General features: G+C 59.0%; 17 protein-coding genes. 7 read left to right on the top strand and 10 right to left on the bottom strand.

Going from position 1 to position 19,550, the window contains the following annotated elements; translation table 11 throughout:
• Positions 1–45: 45 nt before the first annotated feature.
• Positions 46–1,284, bottom strand: a complete 1,239-nt coding sequence (locus tag ACR0NJ_RS06865) for a TRAP transporter substrate-binding protein (protein WP_480816385.1) — start codon at positions 1,282–1,284, stop codon at positions 46–48.
• Between the two features lie 109 nt (positions 1,285–1,393).
• On the opposite strand from ACR0NJ_RS06865, the gene ACR0NJ_RS06860 reads away from it, so the two are divergent.
• The 3 genes from ACR0NJ_RS06860 to ACR0NJ_RS06850 all read left to right on the top strand — a co-directional run bounded on the left by ACR0NJ_RS06860 (position 1,394) and on the right by ACR0NJ_RS06850 (position 4,419).
• Positions 1,394–2,989: a GMC family oxidoreductase gene (locus ACR0NJ_RS06860; RefSeq protein WP_480816384.1), complete on the top strand. Its 1,596-nt coding sequence runs from the start codon at positions 1,394–1,396 to the stop codon at positions 2,987–2,989.
• 553 nt (positions 2,990–3,542) lie between these two features.
• A complete protein-coding gene (locus tag ACR0NJ_RS06855; protein WP_480816383.1) occupies positions 3,543–3,944 on the top strand; it encodes a DM13 domain-containing protein in 402 nt (133 codons plus the stop codon).
• 82 nt (positions 3,945–4,026) lie between these two features.
• Positions 4,027–4,419 (top strand): hypothetical protein, encoded by a 393-nt coding sequence (locus tag ACR0NJ_RS06850; RefSeq protein WP_480816382.1) that lies wholly within the window; start codon positions 4,027–4,029, stop codon positions 4,417–4,419.
• Here the strand turns inward: ACR0NJ_RS06850 and ACR0NJ_RS06845 are convergent.
• Positions 4,416–5,300, bottom strand: a complete 885-nt coding sequence (locus ACR0NJ_RS06845; RefSeq protein WP_480816381.1) for an SGNH/GDSL hydrolase family protein — start codon at positions 5,298–5,300, stop codon at positions 4,416–4,418. The genes ACR0NJ_RS06850 and ACR0NJ_RS06845 overlap by 4 nt on opposite strands.
• Positions 5,301–5,322: 22 nt before the next feature.
• Positions 5,323–6,162, bottom strand: a complete 840-nt coding sequence (locus tag ACR0NJ_RS06840) for an SGNH/GDSL hydrolase family protein (RefSeq protein WP_480816380.1) — start codon at positions 6,160–6,162, stop codon at positions 5,323–5,325.
• Positions 6,163–6,419: 257 nt separating this feature from the next.
• Between ACR0NJ_RS06840 and ACR0NJ_RS06835 the strand changes: the two genes are divergently transcribed.
• From ACR0NJ_RS06835 to ACR0NJ_RS06825, 3 genes are read left to right on the top strand one after another with little or no spacing between them, the layout of a single operon-like run.
• Positions 6,420–6,941 carry a TRAP transporter small permease subunit gene (locus ACR0NJ_RS06835; protein WP_480816379.1) on the top strand — a complete coding sequence of 174 codons (522 nt, stop codon included), beginning with the start codon at positions 6,420–6,422 and terminating at the stop codon, positions 6,939–6,941.
• Positions 6,942–8,522 carry a TRAP transporter large permease gene (locus tag ACR0NJ_RS06830; protein ID WP_480816378.1) on the top strand — a complete coding sequence of 527 codons (1,581 nt, stop codon included), beginning with the start codon at positions 6,942–6,944 and terminating at the stop codon, positions 8,520–8,522.
• A 26-nt stretch (positions 8,523–8,548) separates the two neighbouring features.
• On the top strand, positions 8,549–9,613 hold the full coding sequence (locus tag ACR0NJ_RS06825) for a TRAP transporter substrate-binding protein (RefSeq protein WP_480816377.1): 1,065 nt from the start codon (positions 8,549–8,551) through the stop codon (positions 9,611–9,613).
• Positions 9,614–10,255: 642 nt separating this feature from the next.
• On the opposite strand, the gene ACR0NJ_RS06820 is transcribed toward ACR0NJ_RS06825, so the two are convergent.
• Genes ACR0NJ_RS06820 through ACR0NJ_RS06790 form a run of 7 tightly spaced genes read right to left on the bottom strand, consistent with a single transcriptional unit; the run spans position 10,256 to position 19,004 of the window.
• Entirely contained in the window at positions 10,256–10,999 is a 744-nt protein-coding gene (locus ACR0NJ_RS06820; RefSeq protein WP_480816376.1) for an amino acid ABC transporter ATP-binding protein, read from the bottom strand.
• Positions 11,000–11,013: 14 nt separating this feature from the next.
• Positions 11,014–11,358, bottom strand: coding sequence for a RidA family protein (locus tag ACR0NJ_RS06815; protein WP_480816375.1), 345 nt, complete (start codon positions 11,356–11,358; stop codon positions 11,014–11,016).
• Positions 11,355–13,256 (bottom strand): propionyl-CoA synthetase, encoded by a 1,902-nt coding sequence (locus ACR0NJ_RS06810; protein ID WP_480816374.1) that lies wholly within the window; start codon positions 13,254–13,256, stop codon positions 11,355–11,357. Before ACR0NJ_RS06810 ends, ACR0NJ_RS06815 begins: the two co-directional genes overlap by 4 nt.
• Complete coding sequence (locus ACR0NJ_RS06805; protein WP_480816373.1) at positions 13,253–13,999, bottom strand: SDR family NAD(P)-dependent oxidoreductase; 747 nt, start codon at positions 13,997–13,999, stop codon at positions 13,253–13,255. Before ACR0NJ_RS06805 ends, ACR0NJ_RS06810 begins: the two co-directional genes overlap by 4 nt.
• 6 nt (positions 14,000–14,005) lie before the next feature.
• On the bottom strand, positions 14,006–15,652 hold the full coding sequence (locus tag ACR0NJ_RS06800) for a hydantoinase B/oxoprolinase family protein (RefSeq protein WP_480816372.1): 1,647 nt from the start codon (positions 15,650–15,652) through the stop codon (positions 14,006–14,008).
• 3 nt (positions 15,653–15,655) lie between these two features.
• On the bottom strand, positions 15,656–17,722 hold the full coding sequence (locus ACR0NJ_RS06795; RefSeq protein ID WP_480816371.1) for a hydantoinase/oxoprolinase family protein: 2,067 nt from the start codon (positions 17,720–17,722) through the stop codon (positions 15,656–15,658).
• Between the two features lie 7 nt (positions 17,723–17,729).
• Positions 17,730–19,004 carry an NAD(P)/FAD-dependent oxidoreductase gene (locus ACR0NJ_RS06790; protein ID WP_480816370.1) on the bottom strand — a complete coding sequence of 425 codons (1,275 nt, stop codon included), beginning with the start codon at positions 19,002–19,004 and terminating at the stop codon, positions 17,730–17,732.
• Positions 19,005–19,134: 130 nt separating this feature from the next.
• Between ACR0NJ_RS06790 and ACR0NJ_RS06785 the strand changes: the two genes are divergently transcribed.
• Positions 19,135–19,530 (top strand): rhodanese-like domain-containing protein, encoded by a 396-nt coding sequence (locus tag ACR0NJ_RS06785; protein WP_480816369.1) that lies wholly within the window; start codon positions 19,135–19,137, stop codon positions 19,528–19,530.
• Positions 19,531–19,550 lie beyond the last annotated feature (20 nt).

The raw sequence follows: 19,550 nt of genomic DNA, 5'->3' as shown, positions 1-19,550 counted from the left end.
GTGATTAGGGAACCGGCCCGATGATCGCGCCGGTTCGAAGTTTTGTCAGGCGGTGCCCATCCACCAGCGGCGGGGCTCGACATTCTCTGGCAGGGTGTCTGCCGGGATCTCGCGCGCGATATCGTAGATCTCCTGATAGGTGTCGATGCCACCGGCCCATTTGTTCAGCCGCTCGCGCCACTGCGCCCAGGGTTCGGGGTTGTAGTTGGGGGCACACATCTCTTCCGCCAGTTTGATCTGATCGTCGGCCAGGAACGCCGGGCGCACGCCGTTTTCGGCAAAGATCGTATCAGGCAGTTGCGGGTCCGAGAAACCGACGGTGTTGAGCAAAGCGGCCTCATTCGCGCCCTGAATCAGCGCCTGCGTGAAGTAGGACGATTCCATCACTGCGTCCTGTAGTTCACCGCCAAGCTCATCAAAGACCTTGGCCGACATCGAGGTATGCTCGGTCCCACAGAAGAACTTGAGGTTCACCGACTGCGATACCACCGGTGCCATATTGGCATAGGCCACGGCCGAGGCCCAGGTTTCGGCCCCGTCAATCAGCCCGGTTTTCAGCGCGTCCAGTGTCTCTTCCCACGCCACAGGCACCGGGTTCAGGTTCAAGAGCTGCATCGCTATCCGGCCCAGCTGGGTGCCCGTCACACGGTTCTTGGTGCCAAACAGTTCCTCCAGCTTGGTGACGGTCGGCTTGTCTGCAAAGGTCGAGCCCATCTGCAGCCCGCGCAATTCGCAATGGGTAAACAGGAATTTCAGCCCATGCCGTTTTTCCAGCGGTTCGCGCAGAATGCGCTGGCTGGCCGGGCTGTAGAAGAAATGATACTGCGCCGCCCGGCTTGGGAACATATAGGCATAGTCCAGCACGTTCAGATACGGCGCGCCACCGGCCGAGTTCTGGGTCGAGGCGGCGTAAATGTCGACGATCCCCTGCTGGGTTTTCTCGACACAGCTCAGCTGACCGCAGATCTGGTTGTCGCCGATGAACTCGATACGAATCTCTCCGTCGGTGCGTTCTTCAAGATCGCGGGCGAATTCAATCGCACCTGCGCGTTCGATTAACAGGTTGCGGGTGTTGAAACCCGCCGCGCCAAATTTCAGCGTGTGCTTGGGCTCTTTCGAGAACCGTTTTTCATATGTTGATTCCGCCGCTTGCGCGAGGTTGGCAAGGCTCATCGCGCCGCCAAAACCTCCTGCAGCCAGCAGAGTGGAACTCATGCCATACCGTCCGGCCACGCGGAAGAAATCCCTCCGCGAAATGCCACTTAACTTCCGACCGATCTCCATTGCCATCCTCCCATATCGCAATTATTGAGACATTTTGTATCAAAAAATGCTAGCTTAATTCCTGCATCTTGCATAGAGTTTTTTTCAGCGACCTTGGGAGGAGGCGATTATGGAAGTTGATTATGCGATCGTCGGCGCCGGTTCCTCGGGCTGTGTCATCGCCAATCGGCTGAGCGCTGATCCCAACACCAAAGTCGCACTTCTGGAGGCCGGGGGACCGGACACTAATCCGTGGATTCACATCCCCGTCGGGTATTTCAAGACCATGCACAACCCGTCTATCGACTGGTGCTATCGGACCGAGCCCGATCCGGGGCTGAACGGGCGGTCCATTGACTGGCCGCGCGGCAAGGTGCTGGGCGGGTCATCCTCGCTGAACGGTCTTTTGTACGTGCGCGGCCAGAAAGAGGATTACGACCGCTGGCGTCAGATGGGCAATGTCGGCTGGGGCTGGGACGACGTGCTGCCGCTGTTCAAGCGCAGCGAAGATCAGGAGCGGGGTGAGGATGCATTCCACGGCACCGGCGGCCCTCTGTCCGTGTCCAACATGCGCATCCAGCGCCCGATCTGCGACGCCTGGGTCGCCGCCGCGCAGGCTGCGGGCTACCCGTTCAACCCCGACTATAACGGGGCCGATCAGGAGGGCGTGGGGTATTTCCAACTCACCACCCGCAACGGCCGCCGCTGCAGCGCTGCGGTTGCCTATCTCAAACCGATCCGCAACCGGGACAATCTGAACATCATCACCCACGCTCTGGTCACGCGCATCACTCTGGATGGCAAAAAGGCCACCGGGCTGGAATACCGCGACCGGTCCGGCACTCTGAAAACGATCACGGTGCGGCGGGAGGTCATTCTGTCGGGTGGCGCGATCAATTCGCCTCAAATTCTGATGCTGTCGGGCATTGGCGACCCCGATCACCTGACGGAAAACGGCATTGCGCCCCTGCATGCTTTACCGGGTGTCGGCAAGGGGTTGCAGGATCATCTGCAGGCCAGACTGGTTTTCAAATGCAACGAGCCAACCCTGAATGACGAGGTGCGCAGCCTGTTCAATCAGGCGCGCATCGCGCTGAAATACGCCCTGTTCCGCGCGGGCCCCATGACAATGGCCGCCAGCCTTGCGACCGGTTTCCTGAAAACCCGCCCCGAGGTTCAGACCCCCGACATCCAGTTCCACGTTCAGCCATGGTCCGCCGACAGCCCCGGCGAGGGCGTGCACCCGTTTTCCGCGTTCACCATGTCGGTCTGCCAGTTGCGCCCCGAAAGCCGCGGCGAACTGCGCCTGAACGGCCCCGACCCGGCGCAATATGTCAGCATCGTGCCAAATTACCTGTCGACGGAAACCGACTGCAGAACCCTTGTCGACGGCGTGAACATCGCGCGCAAAATCGCCCGCCATAACCCCTTGGCATCGAAGATATCCGAGGAGTTCCGGCCAGACGCGACCCTGTCACCGGATGACTACGCCGGAACATTGGACTGGGCCCGGTCCAACTCTGTGTCGATCTACCACCCGACCGGAACCTGTGCGATGGGGAACGCGGAAAACGCTGTTGTCGACCCCCAGCTGAAGGTCAAAGGCATCGCAGGCCTGCGGGTGGCCGATTGCTCGATCATGCCCGAGATCGTCAGCGGCAACACCAACGCCCCCGCCATCATGATCGGAGAAAAGGCCAGCGATCTGGTTCTGGCGGACAGGTAACCGGTTCGCTTCCTGGGCAGAAACACAACCGGTGTCGCACTTCTGGACGCTCTTGCAGCGATGTCCCCGAGTGATCCAGAGTTTTGAAGTAGCAGGGATTGAGCGGCCCCAACTGAACTGAAACACCTCGCGACCTACGGTGCGTTGAAGGGTAACCCTTCCCTTTCAAATCGGTCTCGACCCTGCGCCACCGGCGATCTGCAGCATCGCAGCTTTAGCCGCAAAACCAGCTTGGCCAACGGTTCAATATCGCGTGATCCGGGGCAACGTCGCGCCCGATCTTAACTTCCTCCCGATACCAGCGCGAAACACCATACCTCAGGTAGAAACGGACTGCGTACGGGATCACTTCATTAGGAAAATGCGAGCATTCGACCGAGATCGGCCCGCGTGCAGCTACCAAAGCCATGGTCCACCCGATGGATAGTGGAAGAGTTTGTAACAGAACCAATTTGTTTCAGAGTCTCAAATTCCCTCGACGCGATGTGAGTTGGCAGCGCGCCCATAGTCTGTTCAGCATCTTTCCATCTCAGACTTGGATAGGACATTCGCCATGATGATCAAACGCCGCCAATTCGTAAAGCTGGGGCTTGCTTCGGTAGCCGCATTCTCGGTCGGAGCACCCGCTGCATTTGCCGGGGACAAGGCACGCACCGGCAGTCTGTCCGGGCGTCGCGGTTATAACGTGAAGGGAACGGTCTCGGTCACTGGCGATACCGTCACGCTCAAAAGCGACTACGTCTTTGATCCCGGCAAGAACCCGCCGGACATCAAGATCGGTTTCGGCAATGGTGAGACCTATGCCAAGGGCTCGAAGATTCACGACAAGCTGACCGTCAAGAAAGGCGAGGCCTCGTTCAAAATCCCGGCCGGGATCGACACAAGCAAGTACAACGAGCTTTATATCTACTGCGAAAAGTTCACCGTGATCCTGGCGGTGGCCCCGCTGAGTTAAGCGCCCGCTTACACACTTTGGAAAACCGCCCGCTGATGTGGGCGGTTTTCGTCGTTTTACCCAGCACGTGAGGAGGGCAGATTTGTACCGTCAGGATTCTTTCTTTGATCTGTCAGGTTGGGGACAGGTCGGGCTGGCGTTGCTGAGCGCCGTCCTGTTTCTGCTGATGGTACTTCTGGCACGGCGCGCCTTGCGCCGTTTCCCGCTCTGGGCACAGTTTTCAGGGGCGCTGGCGCTGTTCTGGCTGTTTGTGTGGCTGTCGCCGCAAATCTATTACATGTACTACCGGATGGTCATTCCCGACCTGCCTCTGCAATGGGTGGTCTGGCCGCCCCGCGACCCACTTAGACCACTGGAGATGCTGTTATTCTCGTATGAACAGAACCTGAGCGCCCACGGCCAAGGCATCCTTGGGTGGGCGGTCATTCTGGCCGCCGTCCTGCCGCGCAGGCGAGCAGGTTTATCAGGGGGCTAGCTCTGTTCCTCGGTCGGTTCGATCTGGTCGAAAATGGCCGAACATATCTGGTCCATTTCCAGCGCAAAGAAGTTTTTGGCAGCCGCCTCGTTCGGATGGTAGGGGTCCTTGACCATGCCCTTCTTGTTCACGCGGAAGTAATGCTTGTTGCCTTGGTTGGCCGCAACCGTTTCAGGCGTGGCACCCGGTACGAAAGTGCACCGCAATCCCGTGACCTTGAACGCGTCCATCAGGTTCTTTTGTGCCCGCAGGCGCAGATCGACGATCTTTTTCTTGTAGGCAGGTGCGGTGGTCATGAAAATGCAGGGCAGATCGGGGGGCAGTTGCGCCTGCAAGCGCTCAACATCCCGGATAGCGGCTTCGGGGTTGTTGGCCCACCGCTTGGCCGAATTTCCAAGAAAGGACATCAAGATCAGTTTGGGATCATAGTACCCGTCCCTCAGCATTTCTTCCAGCGGTGAGGTTTTCGCCGCGCAGAACTGATATTCCTTCCCCTTGCCGATCTGCACATACTTGTTGCCAGTCGTGTTTACGAATCCATACGTGCCCGCGTTCACGTTCCACTTCGGGTCTACCTTGCAGATCGTGTCCTTTGACCGCCCGGACCGCGCGGTCCACGAGTCGATGGAGCTGGACCGGACACCAATCACCCCGACCCGCATTTCCCCAAGGCGTTCAAGGTGCTTTTTCTGCCGAGCGTCAGGGTGGCAGTGATCCTTGATATCGCTGAAAAACTCCAGAAAAGCCGGGCCCGACCCAAAGGATATCTGGCTGTCCCCGATAATCAGAATCTCGGGCGAGGTAAATTCCTCTGCGCTGGCCCCCGGAGTGGTGAAGGCCAAGGCGCACACAGTTGCGACCATCTTTTTGAACACCTGCATATCCCCCCTGCAGTTATTGCGTCTACTTCAGAGCCGAAAATACCGCGTCGCAGATTTCGGCCGTGTTGATGTCAAGGAATTCCCGAACCGCAGCCCGGCTTGGATGATGCGGGTCCTTGACCTTGCCCGCATCGTTGCGCCGGAAATAGGCAGGTTTGCCTTCGATCGCGGCGCGTGTCTTGCGGTTGAACCCTTCGACCACGGCACATTGCGTGCCCGCCTGCCGCAAGGCGCGGGCGATTGTGGTCTGGGCCTTCATCCGTTTGTCGTTGGTCTTTTTCAGATAGACCGGCACGCTCGAGATGAAGACGCACGGAATATCGTCCGGGATTTGGTCCAGCGTGCGGCGGGCATCCTGTTGGGCCAACTCGGGCGAATTGGCCCAGCGGTCGGCTGAATTGCCCAGAAAGGTCAGGACCAGCAATTCGGGGCTGTAATACCCGCCTTCAAACATCGCCTCAAACGCGGTCTGTTTAGGTTTGCAGAACTGATAGGCGTTGCCCTTGCCGATCTGAATGAACACCCGGTCGGGGTTGCCATCAATTCCATAGGCCCCGGCATTGACCCCGAATTTCTTGTCGACATCGCAAATCGCGCCTTTTGCGGCCCCATTGGGTGTTGTCCAGGATTGCAACGAGGTCGAGCGGACGCCGATTGCGGCAGCCTCGCGGTTGCCCAGCTTGCCCAGTGTCTTTTTGCGTTGAGGCGTCATCTTGCACCGCTCGGCCAGTTCACCGAAGAACCGCAGGTATTCTTTGCCTGCACCGAAGGAAATCTGGCTATCCCCCAAGATCAGAACGTCGGGCTGCGCCGCTGCAGGCTGTGCGTTCAACACCGAAACAACGGCCAGCCAAAATCCCAAAACTGATACTCTGAGCGGTGTCACACATTCACCTTCACTTGCCGCGCCCGCTGCCGGATCATGCCCGGCAATTCGCAATACAATGCGGGATCGTGCGGTGTAACACCAATCAATACCTGGTTATATCCACCGCACTTGGCGTGATGATCGGGCGAATGTCAAAAACGGCCCGTCCTGTTGAACTGCGGTGACAAATTGGCTTGTTCAGCCGGTTCGGCCTCGCTTAAATGACCAAAACGAGCCCAGAAAAAACACTCATGACGATCGCCCCTTACACATCTGTTTTCCTGCACGTGGCGGATCGTCTTCACCGGGTGTCTCTTTGGCTGTGCATCGGGCTTTTGGCGGTTTTGTTTGCAACCCAGCTGGCGGTTGTCGTGCTGCGGTATCTGTTTGCCGTCGGCTTTATCGAGCTTCAGGACTTCGTGCTATATTGCTTCGCCTGGCTGTCGATCTTTGGCCTTCCTGTTGCGTTGAGGCTGGACAAGCATGTGCGCGTCGACATTTTCCGAAGAACCGGAGACACGCGATTGGCGCGGCGTGTTGATCAGGTCGCATTCGTCGTTCTGGTTTTGCCGCTTTGTATCGCGACGCTCTACTACGCTGCGCCACTGGTGAGCTATTCCTGGTCGATCAAAGAGGGCGCGCGCGAAACCGGCGGGCTGGGCGGATACTTCCTGATCATGACGGGCCTTCCGGTTGTATGCGTGCTGCTGATGGTCCAGATCGTGGCGCTTTTGCTGGATGGAACGCTGATCCACGGCAAAGAGAGCGACTAGATGGACGTATCGCAAATTTGGCTTTTGGTGATGGTTGCCGGTCTGATGGCGGGCATCTTGTCGGGCATCGCCGTTGTCTGGGTTCTGGCCGGGGTTCCGCTGTGCGTGGCGCTGATTGCCGCGCTGTTTGGGCATTTCGACCTGGGGTTTATCGCGGCGTTCCCACAGCGTGTGTTCGGCATCATGAACAACAGCCTGCTGATCGCCATCCCACTGTTCGTTCTGATGGGCATATTGCTCGAGCAATCGCGCCAGGCCGAAAAAATGCTGATGAATATCTCGGCGCTGTTTGGGCAAACCAAATCGAGCCTGGTTCTGGCGGTTCTTTTTGTCAGCACCCTGGTGGCCGCCTCGACCGGTATAATCGGCGCGACGATTGTGATGCTAGGGTTGATCAGCCTGCCCGCCTTGCTGAATGCGGGTGTATCGAAACGCGTGACCAGCGGCCTTCTATGTGCGGCCGGCACACTGGGGCAGATCATCCCGCCTTCGATCGTTTTGATCCTGCTGGGCGATCAGATTTCCAACGCCTATATCGAAGCCCAGCAAACCATAGGCAACTTTGCCCCGGACCCGGTCAGCGTAGGCCATCTGTTCGCCGGAGCACTGTTGCCGGGTCTGTTGCTGGTCGGCCTGTACGGCCTGTACATGCTGGTTGTCCTTTATGTCACGGCATCCCCGAGCGATGCCCCCGCAACCTCGCCGACCCCTAGGGCCGAAGGGTCCATTACCGCACTGTTGGTGAACACACTGCCGCCTTTGCTTCTGATCGTGGCCGTTCTGGGCTCGATCCTGTTCGGGGTCGCCACGCCCACGGAATCCGCGGCAATCGGTGTCGCCGGGACCATTCTGATTGCGGCCAGCAGCCTAGAAAACGCACCACGCCATCTGTCCCCGCTTTGCCTGCTCACGGTTGTTTTGGTCTTCGCCCTCTTCCTGATGCAACGCGCCGGGCTGACGCGGATTGATTTCACCAGCGGCGAGCTAGTGTTCGATACCGGTTCACTAATCGCTGCGGCCATATTGGCCGTGGTCTGCCTGTGCCTGATCTATTTCTGCTACTGGCTGTTTAAGTCTGGCATCGGACGTGTGGCCCTAACCAAGACCGTAGAAGTCACCGCGATGGTCTTTGGCATCATCATCGCAGCCAGCATGTTGTCTCTGGTCTTTCGGGCGTTCGAAGGGGATGACTATGTTCATTCGTTCTTCACCGATCTTCCGGGTGGGGTCTGGACGATGCTGGCCGTGACCATGCTGGTGATCTTCCTGCTGGGTTTTGTTCTGGAATTCGTCGAGATCATCTTTATCGTGATCCCCATCGTCGGGCCGATCCTGTTTCAGTCCGACATCAACCCGATATGGTTCGCGATCCTGATTGCGCTGAACATCCAGACTTCATTCCTGACGCCGCCGTTTGGGTTTTCGCTGTTCTACTTCCGCTCGGTCGCACCGCCCAGTATCACAACGACAGACATCTATCTTTCAGTTGCCCCGTTTGTGCTGCTACAGCTTATCGCAATCGGTATCGTCATAGCTGTTCCGGGCATCGCAACCTGGCTGCCGGCGTTACTATTCAACTAGAACCACCACTCGACAGGGAGAACACCATGAAAAGACGGAGCTTTATCAAGGCGGCAGCCATTGCTGCGCCCGCCACGGCACTTGCCGCGCCAGCGGTTGCTCAGGGGAATATCGAATGGAAACTGCCAACCTCGTTTCCCGCCAAGGCGCCCGGCGTCGGCACCAATTCAGCCTCGTTTGCCCAACGGGTCGCGGATATGTCCGGGGGGCGGCTTACGTTCAAAATCTTCTCAAGCGGCGAACTTGTCCCCCCGTTTGGCGTCGAAGACGCGGTGCAGCAGGGAACGGCAGAAATTGGCCACTCGACCCCGTTTTATGCGGCCTCCAAAAACTCGGCCAACCACTTCTTCGGAGCAATACCCTTTGGCATGATCGGCACCGAACTAACAGCCTGGCTCCGCTATGGCGGCGGTCAGGAGCTTTGGAATGACCTCTACGGGCAACGCAATCTGGTGCCCTTCTTCTCGGGCAATTCGGGGGTTCAGTCCGCGGGTTGGTTCAAAAAGCCAGTCACGTCCATCGAAGACCTATCGGGCCTGAACTTCCGCATCGGCGGTATGGGCGGCGAGGTGATGCGCAAACTGGGCGTGAACGCCGTACTAATGCCACCGCCCGAAATCTTCCCGGCCTTCAACTCGGGCGCACTGGATGCGGCGGAATGGGTCGGCCCGTTTCTGGATCAGGGCTTTGGGCTGAGCAAGGTTGCCAACTACTGCTATTTCCCCTCGTTCCAGGAACCCAGCGCAGGGCTTGAGATCGTGGTGAACAAAGACGCCTGGGCCGAACTGCCTGCGGACCTGCAAGCGATCATCGCCAACGCAGCCGAGGCGGTGTCGGTCGAGACGGTAAGCCAGTTCAACTATTTCGACTCTCAGGCCTTTGAAAAACTGAAAGCCGATGGCGTGATCTTTGCGGAATACCCCGATGACATTGTCCAGGCCCTTAAAGTTGCCGCAGTCGAGGTCATGGACGAAAACGCAGCGGCGAACCCTGATTTTGCGACAGTGCGCGAAAGCTATGACGCGTTCCTGTCCAAGGCAAAGGAATTCAACGGCGCTTATCTGGGCGCTACTCTGCGTCAGCGCATGTAACCGACAACGTTGCGGCGGTTCTTTTGGGGGCCCGCCGCAGTTTCTTCGAAGCGGAATGGACGCTTCCGACCCTCCGCGCCGCAGCCAATGACACTATCGGGTTCTGAGAGTGCAGACGCCGACGCGTGCCTCAATCTGCTATTGCGGATTTGCATCAAAGTTCAATGGAGCCGAGTAGATTTTCAGAAGCCTTCGTGATCAGCAAAGGCTAATTCACGCTTGGACCCTCGCCGTTTCAACCGTTCGGCTGACTGGCGGGACAAAACGGCCAACCCACTCCAATGATGTTACCGACAGAAAAGTTCACGCCAGAACCTATAGACTGTCAGACCTACCGACTGCGACAAACGACACAAACTGATCCGAAATTTACAAGCAATTCACATGCGGCAAGGACTCAGTTTGTAAACAGAAGGGGACCAAATCCATCACGCTGTAAGACGGAATAAGAAGCCCTGCAGTGGTTGAATAAGAAGCAACCATTTCTAATCCAGATAACTATCGTAGGCCGCCCGCAACATCTATGTTTGGAAAGCCCGGACTTGTTCGCCGAGAGTGGCCTTCCTTTTGAAAAACGGTTCTCAAAAGTTCTGGGCACATTTCTCTCACTTCTTTGGGGCAAACATGCGGTGGCCGATCTTTTCAGTGCGTTAGAACTTGTTCCAAAAAATTCCGCGTCCGCTCACTCTTGGGGCTGTCAAAGAAGTTTTCCGGGTCATCCTCTTCGATGATCTCACCAGCGTCCATGAAGATCACCCGATCCGCCACTTTGCGGGCAAACCCCATCTCATGGGTGACGCAAATCATGGTCATGCCTTCCTCGGCCAGCGTCACCATAACATCCAGAACCTCGCCGATCATCTCGGGGTCCAGCGCCGAGGTCGGCTCGTCGAACAGCAGAATATCGGGCTTCATGCACAGCGCCCGCGCGATGGCGACACGCTGTTGTTGACCGCCTGAAAGCTGACCGGGGTATTTCGGCGCCTGATTGGCGATCTGCACCTTTTCCAGATACGTCATCGCGGTCTCTTCCGCCTCAGCCTGAGAGATTTTGCGCGCCAGCATCGGGGCCAGGGTGCAGTTCTCAAGGATCGTCATGTGGGGAAACAGATTGAAGTGCTGAAACACCATGCCAACATCCTGCCGCAGCTTGTCGATATTGGGATCGTCGGCGCTGATGGCGTGGCCATTGATCTCAATCAGACCGGATTGATGTTCCTCGAGCTGGTTGATCGTGCGGATCATGGTCGACTTGCCAGAGCCCGAAGGGCCGCAGACAACGATCTTTTCACCCTTGCCTACGGTCAGATTGACGTTCTTGAGAGCGTGAAAACTGCCGTAGTATTTTTCCACGTGGCTGAGTCTGACGGCCGGAACTTCGGACATGGGCGATCTCCCCTTCAGGTTTTTATGGCGGCAGTGACGATGATCTCGACTTTCAGAACATCCCGCGCCAACCGGGCTTCGCCACAGGCGCGGGCGGGTGCGTGGCCCTCGGGGATCCAGGCATCCCAGACGGCGTTCATTTCGGCGAAATCCGCCATATCGCGCAGCCAGACAATGGCCTGCAGAATATGCTCACGGTCAGAACCCGCCTCAGTCAGCAGGGCATCAATGCGCGACAGGCAGTCTTGCGTCTGCGCGGTGACGCTGTCACCGGCTCCGACCTGACCACACAGGTAAACAACACCGTTGTGTTTCACGATCTTCGACATCCTTGTGCCGGTATGCAGGCGTTCTATCATGACAGAAGCCCCCTGTCCTTCAGCGCATCGGATATCTCGTCCAAAATGGCCGGATCGTCGATGGCAGCGGGCATCTTGAATTCGGCGCGATCAGCGATCTTCTGCATCGTGCCGCGTAGCACCTTGCCCGAACGTGTCTTGGGCAGGCGTTTGACCGGAACGGCTGTTTTGAAAGCGGCAACGGCTCCGATTTGCTCTCGCATCAGCGCGATCAGCTCTTTTTCCAGCTCTGACGCCTCGCGGTTCGCGCCATCGTTGGTGACGTAAAAACCCAGCGGCATTTGACCTTTCACCGCATCCGCCGCGCCGACCACCGCGCATTCCGCGATGTCGGGATGCGCTCCGATCACCTCCTCCATCGCGCCGGTAGACAGGCGGTGACCGGCCACGTTGATGATGTCATCCGTGCGGGCCATGATGAAGACGTAGCCATCCTCATCAATGATCCCGGCATCCGAGGTGGCGTAGTGACCGGGGAATTCATTCATATACGAGGTCAGGAACCGCTCGGGCGCGTTCCAGAGCGTCGGGAAACCCGAGGGTGGTAGCGGAAGCTTGCAAACGATGTTGCCCAGCGTGCCGGGTTCAATCTCATGCCCTTCGTCGTCCAGAACGCGGATGTCGTATCCCGGCATCGGTTTGCCCGGCGAGCCGTATTTGACCGGGAACTGTCCCAACCCGACCGGGTTGCCGGACATGGCCCATCCGGTTTCGGTCTGCCACCAGTGGTCGATCACCGGGCGCTGCAGCTTTTCCTCAGCCCATTGGATCGTTGCCGGGTCCGAGCGTTCGCCGGCTAGAAACAGCGTGCGGAATTTCGACAGGTCATACTGTTCGATCAACTGGCCCTTCGGGTCTTCTTTCTTGATCGCGCGAAACGCTGTGGGGGCCGTAAAAAGCGCCGCGACCTGATGGTCCTGAATAACCCGCCAAAAAGCGCCTGCATCGGGGGTGCCCACCGGTTTCCCCTCGTAAACCACGGTGGCGCAGCCATGCAGCAGCGGCCCGTAGCAAATGTAGGAATGCCCGACGACCCAGCCCACATCGGAGGCGGCCCAGAACACCTCACCGGGGTTTATTGCGTAATGATGTTCCATCGTCCATTTCAGCGCCACCATGTGCCCGCCATTGTCGCGCACAACGCCTTTCGGCTGGCCGGTGGTGCCCGAGGTGTAGAGGATATAGAGCGGGTCGGTCGCCGCAACCGGCACGCATTCTGTCGTCTCTCCTGCCGCCTTTGCCGCACCGATCAGTTCGGCGTAGTCCAGATCGCGGCCCGGGATCAGTTCGGCCAGTTCCATGTCGCGCTGCAGGATCAGGCAATGCTCGGGCTTGGACGTGGCTTCCTCGATGGCCGCATCCAGCAGGGGTTTGTAATGTACGATCCGTCCCGGTTCGATCCCGCAGGAGGCCGAGATGATCATCCGAGGTTCGGCATCATTGATCCGCGTTGCCAGTTCATGTGGCGCAAAACCGCCAAACACAACCGAATGGATCGCCCCCAAACGAGCGCAGGCCAGCATCGCGAACACCGCCTGCGGCACCATTGGCATGTAGATGACAACGCGGTCGCCCTTGCCAACGCCATGCGCGCGCATGACGGATGCAAGCGCGCCGACTTCGGCCTGTAATTCGGCAAAGCTGAAGGTCTGGGCCGTTTCAGTGACCGGGCTGTCATAGATCAGCGCTGTGCGGTCGCCATGCCCGGCCTCGACATGGCGGTCGACGCAGTTCCAGCAGGTGTTGCATGTGGCACCCGCGAACCAGCGGCCATAAACCCCCATTTCAGGGTCGAACACCTTATCGGCTGGTTTGAACCAGTCTATCTGTTCAGCGGCTTTGCCCCAGAACGCCTCGGGCTCCGCTTGCCAGCTTTTGTATGCCTCCGCGTAGCTCATGACATCACGTAGTTCAGACCAAGGCGGCCGCCATCGACATAGATCGTTTCACCGGTGACATAACTTGCCTTCTTCGAGCACAGGAACGCCACCACGTCGCCGATTTCCCGCGCGGTGCCTGCACGGCCCATCGGAGTGCGTGACATCGCCATCTTGTAGGCTTCGGGGTTGGCATTCACGCCAGCCATCATCTCGGTATCAATCGAGCCGGGGCCGACCGCGTTCACACGGATGTTTTTCGGAGCCAGCGCCAGTGCCGCAACCTTGGTCAGTTGCATGACCCCACCTTTCGAGGCGCAATAAGCCGGGATCGCCGGGATTGCGACCTGCGCGTTAACCGAAGACATGTTTACGATCGCGCCTTCGATGCCGTTGTCCACCATGCTGGCCGCCACCCGCTGCATTGCCACAAAGACACCCCGCAGATTGATGTCCATCACACGATCAAAGGCGGCGAGATCATAGTCCAGAAAATTCCCCGGCATCGCGACGCCCGCATTGTTTACCAATGCCGAGACCGGGCCGTGATCACCCTCAACCCTGTCAAACATCGCGCCGATGGCATCCACGTCGCCCATGTCACAAACCATTCCGATCCCCCCAACGGTGGCGGCGGCCTCGTGCACGCTGTCCTGAATGTCGACTAGAATGACCTTGTAGCCATCCTCGCTCAGCGCCTCGGCGCAGGCCAGTCCAATGCCCTGCGCAGCACCTGTCACAACTGCAATCGGAGTGTCAGCCATCTGCTTTTACCCTTCGAACCCATAGTCATTCTTTGCCTGTTCGGCGGTGATGAACCCGGCGGCCAGATCACCGGCCACGGCGTCACGATCCCTGTGTTCCGGCGCGCCATAACCACCGCCGCCCGGCAGGCTGAGCCTCAGCCGCTGGCCGTTCCTGACCAGTTGGCGACCCTTGGCGCGAAGTTTTGTCCCGTCAGACAACTCGACAGCACCCGCGCCACCGGCCAGCCCGCCATTGCGCCCGCGCGCGGGGTTTTCCACCCGGTCGAACATGGCGTTGAAGTAGAAATCATATCCCGCACGCGGTTCGATCTCGATGGTCTGGCCCAGACCGCCACGCAGGGCACCAGCCCCGCCAGAGCCTTCGCGCAGGTCCTTGCGCCAGACAGTGATTGGCCCGACATGCTCGGTCGCCTCAACGCTCATTGTCGACACGCCCGAGGGGAAGGCCGTGGCGCTTAGCCCGTCAAAGGCGGGGCGCGCACCGGTGCCGCCCGAGTTGAACATCAACACCTCACGGTTCGGCAGGCCGCTTTCGGGGTCGGATGCACGCGCTGAAATCTGAATGTTCCAGAGCGCACTTGCCCCTTCGGCCGGAACAGTATCCGGCAGCGCCTTGTGCAGCGCACCCAGCACCACGTCTGGCACCAGATGACCCATCACATGGCGCACCGAAACCGGTGCGGGACGCTTGGCCGCGAGGATGCAGCCCTCGGGCGCGGTGATCCGGAACGGTTCAAGCGAGCCTGTGTTGTTTGGGACGTCCGGCGCAATCGCGCATTTCAGCGCGTAGCAGGCATAGGCGCGGGTATAGACCTCGGGGCAGTTCACGCCGAACCGGCTCATACCTGATGTGCCCGCGAAATCCGCCAGCAGTTGATCGCCATCGACGCTGAGCGTCACCTCCATATGCACCGGGGCGTCATAACCATCGACCTGCATGGTCTCGTGATAGGTGCCCGAGGGCACTTTGGCGATGGCCTCCAACGTCGCCTTGCGGCTGGTCTCGATCACGAAATCCGACAGGGATTCCAGGTCATCAATGCCGAACTCATCCATCATCGCCTGCAGCCGGCGATCGCCCGCCTCGTTACAGGCGGCCAGCGAGTACATGTCGCCCACAGTCTGATCCGGGGTCCGCACATTGGCGCGGATCATCTGGATCAGCAGGGGCTGCACCTGACCACGCTCGGCAAACTTGGTGATCGGGATCAGCAGACCCTCTTCGTAAACCTCGTTGCCATCCGGACCAAAGCCACGTCCGCCGATGTCCACCACATGCGCGGTGCAGGCGAAATAGCCGATATGCGCGCCCTTGCGGAACACGGGCGTGACAACGGTGATGTCGTGCAGGTGCCCTGTGCCCAGCCAGGGATCGTTGGTGATGAACACATCTCCATCAAACGTGTTCTGCGGCCCGATCTGCGCGGCAAAATGCGTGACGCTTTCGGCCATCGCGTTGACGTGACCCGGGGTGCCGGTCACGGCTTGGGCGATCATCCGCCCCTCGCGGTCAAAAAGACCCGCCGACAGGTCGCCCGCCTCGCGGACCGAGGTTGAAAAGGCCGTGCGGATCAGCGTTGTGGCCTGTTCCTCAACAACCGCGATCAGACGGTTCCACATGATCTGATGATCAATATCTGACGTTGCCATGGCCTATGCCTCCTTCGCCAGCAACAGCAAACTGCCGTCGCCCTGCCCCACCGCGCGATAGCCCGAGGTAACGACGGTCGAGGTCTCGGATTCCACGATGATCGCAGGACCTTCGACGGCCTTTCCGGGGGTCATGCCGGACCGTTCAACCTCGCGCGCTTCGACCGATTTGCGCAGGGCGGCGTCGAAAAACCGCCGCGTCCATGAAACGGTCGCGTCCGTGCCGCTGCTATGACCGACCACCGGATAGGTGTCCGGCAGCACGGTCGATACGGTCAATAGCCAGTTCGTGATCTCAACGGCCAACCCGTCGATCACCCGGCCAAACAGCGTGCGATAGGCCTGTTCAAACGCTTTGAGGATCAGCGATACATCGCAGTCTTCAAACTGTTTGTGCGGCAGCGGCACCGGGATTTCCCAACCCTGCCCGGAATAGCGCATCTGCGCGGTCAGGCGAATCTCGGTATCTGCCCCTTTGGCCCCTTCTTCGACAAAGGCGCGGGCCTCGGCCTCCATGTCGATCAGGGCGGCATTCACGGCACCGGCATCAAAATCGTCCATGCGCTGGAACAGCCCGCGCGTGGCCTCAAAGCTGAACGGTGCCTTGAGGAACCCGATGGCCGAGCCGACACCCGCACCCGGCGGAATGATCAGCGCCTTGATGCCAAGCTTTTCGCACTGACGGCAGGCGTGCAGCGGCGCACCCCCGCCAAAGGCGATCATGGTGAAATGTTCGATATCGCGCCCGTTCTCGACCGTATGCACCCGCGCCGCATTCGCCATATTCTCGTCCACCAGTTCGGTGATGCCAAAGGCGGCATCGCCGGCAGACAGGTTCAGCCTGGTCACCGCTTTTTCGGATTCTGCCGTTTGCAACGGGATCGCACCGCCAGCGAAATTGTCAGGGTCAAGACGCCCGAGCAACAGGTTGGCATCGGTCACGGTTGGCTCGGTGCCGCCGCGCCCGTAGCAGGCAGGTCCGGGTTCCGATGCCGCCGACCGTGGCCCGACCTGAAGCCGTCCCATACTGTCGACCGAGGCAATCGAGCCGCCCCCCGCTCCGATCTCAACCATCTCGACAACGGGCGTCGACACGGTCATGCCCGAGCCCTTCTTGAAGCGATAAGTCCGGGCAACCTCGAAGGTGTTGGCGGTCTTCGGCGCGCCGTCTTCAATCAGGCAGATCTTGGCGGTGGTTCCGCCCATGTCAAAGCTGAGCACTTTGTCCAGCCCATATGCCCGCGCAAAATCAGCCGCAAAAATCGCGCCACCGGCCGGACCGGATTCCAGCAGACGCACCGGCTGTTCTGCCGCGGTTTCGACCGAAATCAGACCGCCGCCGGAATGCAACATGAAAACCGGAGCGGCCACACCCATCTCTCGCAGGCGACCCACCAGACGGCCAAGGTAGTCGGCGACCTGCGGCTGCACATACGCGTTGGCGATCACGGTGTTGAAACGGGGCAGTTCACGCATCTGCGGCGAGATTACCGAAGACAGCGAAATCGACAGGTCCGGCATTGCCTTGCGCAACGCGTCGCCCATCGCGACCTCATGCGCGTCATTGGCATAGGCGTGCATCAGACCGATGGCAACGGCCTCGAACCCGCCTGCCCTGATCGTGTCCACCATGGCGTTGACCTCGGACAGGTCCAGCGCCAGCAGGACCTCTCCGTCAGGGCCCGTGCGTTCGTTCAGGGTGAACCGGTCCTGACGCGGCACCAACGGCTTGGGCAGGTTCAGGTTCAGGTCGTATTGCTCAAACCGGTTTTCCGAGCGCATCTCGATCACGTCCCGAAACCCTTCGGTGGTGATGAAGGCGGTCCTGGCACCGCGGCGTTCGATCAGCGCGTTGGTGACCAGCGTCGTTCCATGAATGACCTGACCAATATCGCCCAAGGCAAGCCCGGCCTGTTCTGCGGCTTTGGTTATTCCGTCCAGAATGGCCTGTTCCGGCTGATGATAGTTGGTCAGTACCTTGCAGGTGGACAAGCCGCTCGGGTGCTGCAACGCCACATCCGTAAAGGTTCCACCGATATCGACGCCGACGCGAACATCAATCTTGCTCATGAGGATATCAAAGGCTCCTGAGGACTTGGTTGGCGGTGAAGGCTGTCTGATACAAGCGGGACATGATCGGGGCCGACGGGACAGTTGACAGTTCCGTCATCGGCAACGGCAGATCAGCCGGATCCATGCCCGAGATCAGCTGGGCCATGCACTCGCCAAAGATCGTGCCGGTTGTGATGCCGCGCCCGTTATAGCCGATCGGGGTCAGCAGATTGGGGGCCAGTTGGTAGATACGCGGCAGATGGTCCGGTGTCATGGCGATCCGACCATGCCATGCCTCTTCGAATTCAACCGGGCCCAGTTCCGGATAGAGGCGCGCAAGCTGTTTCCTGGCCCAACGATGCGACAACCCGCGACCGACGGACCCGACAACAGTTCCCATAGAGCCGATGACAAGGCGATCATGGGCATCGCGCCGGATGCTGAACATGATCTGCCCCGTGTCCCAGATACCCTGGCGGCCCGGAAGAATATGCGACATGTCTGCCTGTAGCGGCTGTGTGGCCAGCTGGAAGTAGTTGATCATGGTGAACACGCGGTTCAGGTTTGGCCACAGGGTGTCGCTGTAGGCATTTGTGCCCAGCACAACATACTTGGCCCGGACCGTACCCTTGTCGGTTTCCACGACCCATTTCCCGGCGTCGCGCCGCAGATTGGTTGCGCACACACCCGTGCTGATCTCGGCACCTGCCCCCCTTGCTGCACGCGCCAGACCCCGGCAATAACCCATCGGATTGATGGTTCCGGCCCGGTGATCCAACAATCCCCCGTGAAAAGCGCTTGTTCCGGTTTTTTCCACCATGTCTTCAGCCGACAGAAGATCGACCGGTTCACCCAGACGTGTCCACTCTGCATGGCGCGCCTTTAGATCCTCGAAACCTGAAGGAGCGTGGGCGGCGTGAATGGTTCCCGTTTTGGTGACTTCACAGCGGATCTGATGTTTTTCGATCAGGTCGAAAACCTGCGAAGGACCTTCACCAAACCGTTTTACAAAACGCGGCCCATAGGTGTCGCCCAGCTTTTTCCGAACGGCGGCGGGCGGATGCCAGACACCGGCGTTGACCAGACCAACATTGCGGCCCGAGCCACCGAAACCAATATGCCTGGCCTCAAGCACATGCGCGCTCAGCCCCTGCTCTGCACAATAAAGCGCCGTTGAAAGACCGGTGAACCCCCCGCCGACAATTGCGACATCCGCTTCCGCATCGCCAGCCAACGGATTGCGAAAATCCGGCTCCTCTGCCGACATATCCCAAAGAGAGATCGGGCTGTCTGTATTCATGCGAGCGGACCCTCTTTTTTTATCTATGATCATGCTGGGCAGTCAGGCGATTCCTGTTAACTTACGTTGCAACGATCTTGTCATTGTGTCAATATATGAAAAATGTGTTTTATATATCGGAACAGTAACCATGACTAGACTCAAGAAAACAGCAGCCCAGATGGTGCAGGACTCGCGCGATCGCATCGAAGAGATCGAAACAGCAGACCTGATCAAAGCGGTCGATGATCCCAATGTGGTGATTGTTGACATCCGCGATGTGCGCGAGCGTCAGCGCACCGGGTTCATCCCGGGCAGCTTCCATGCGCCGCGTGGCATGATCGAATTCTGGGTCGATCCCGATAGCCCGTATCACAAGGATATTTTCGCGCAGGAAGGCAAGAAATATGTCTTTCACTGTGCTTCGGGCTGGCGGTCGGCCCTGACGGTCGCAACCCTGCAAGACATGGGCTTTGAAGCAGCACATCTGAAGGAAGGATTCGGTTCCTGGGAAAAATCCGGCGGCCCCGTTGAGAAAGCCGACTAAACCCAACCGGAAGCTGCGCC

Source organism: Ruegeria sp. F11, assembly GCF_056533855.1.
The sequence above is the reverse complement of the archived record's forward strand: the minus strand, read 5'-3'. Positions and strand labels throughout refer to the sequence as shown.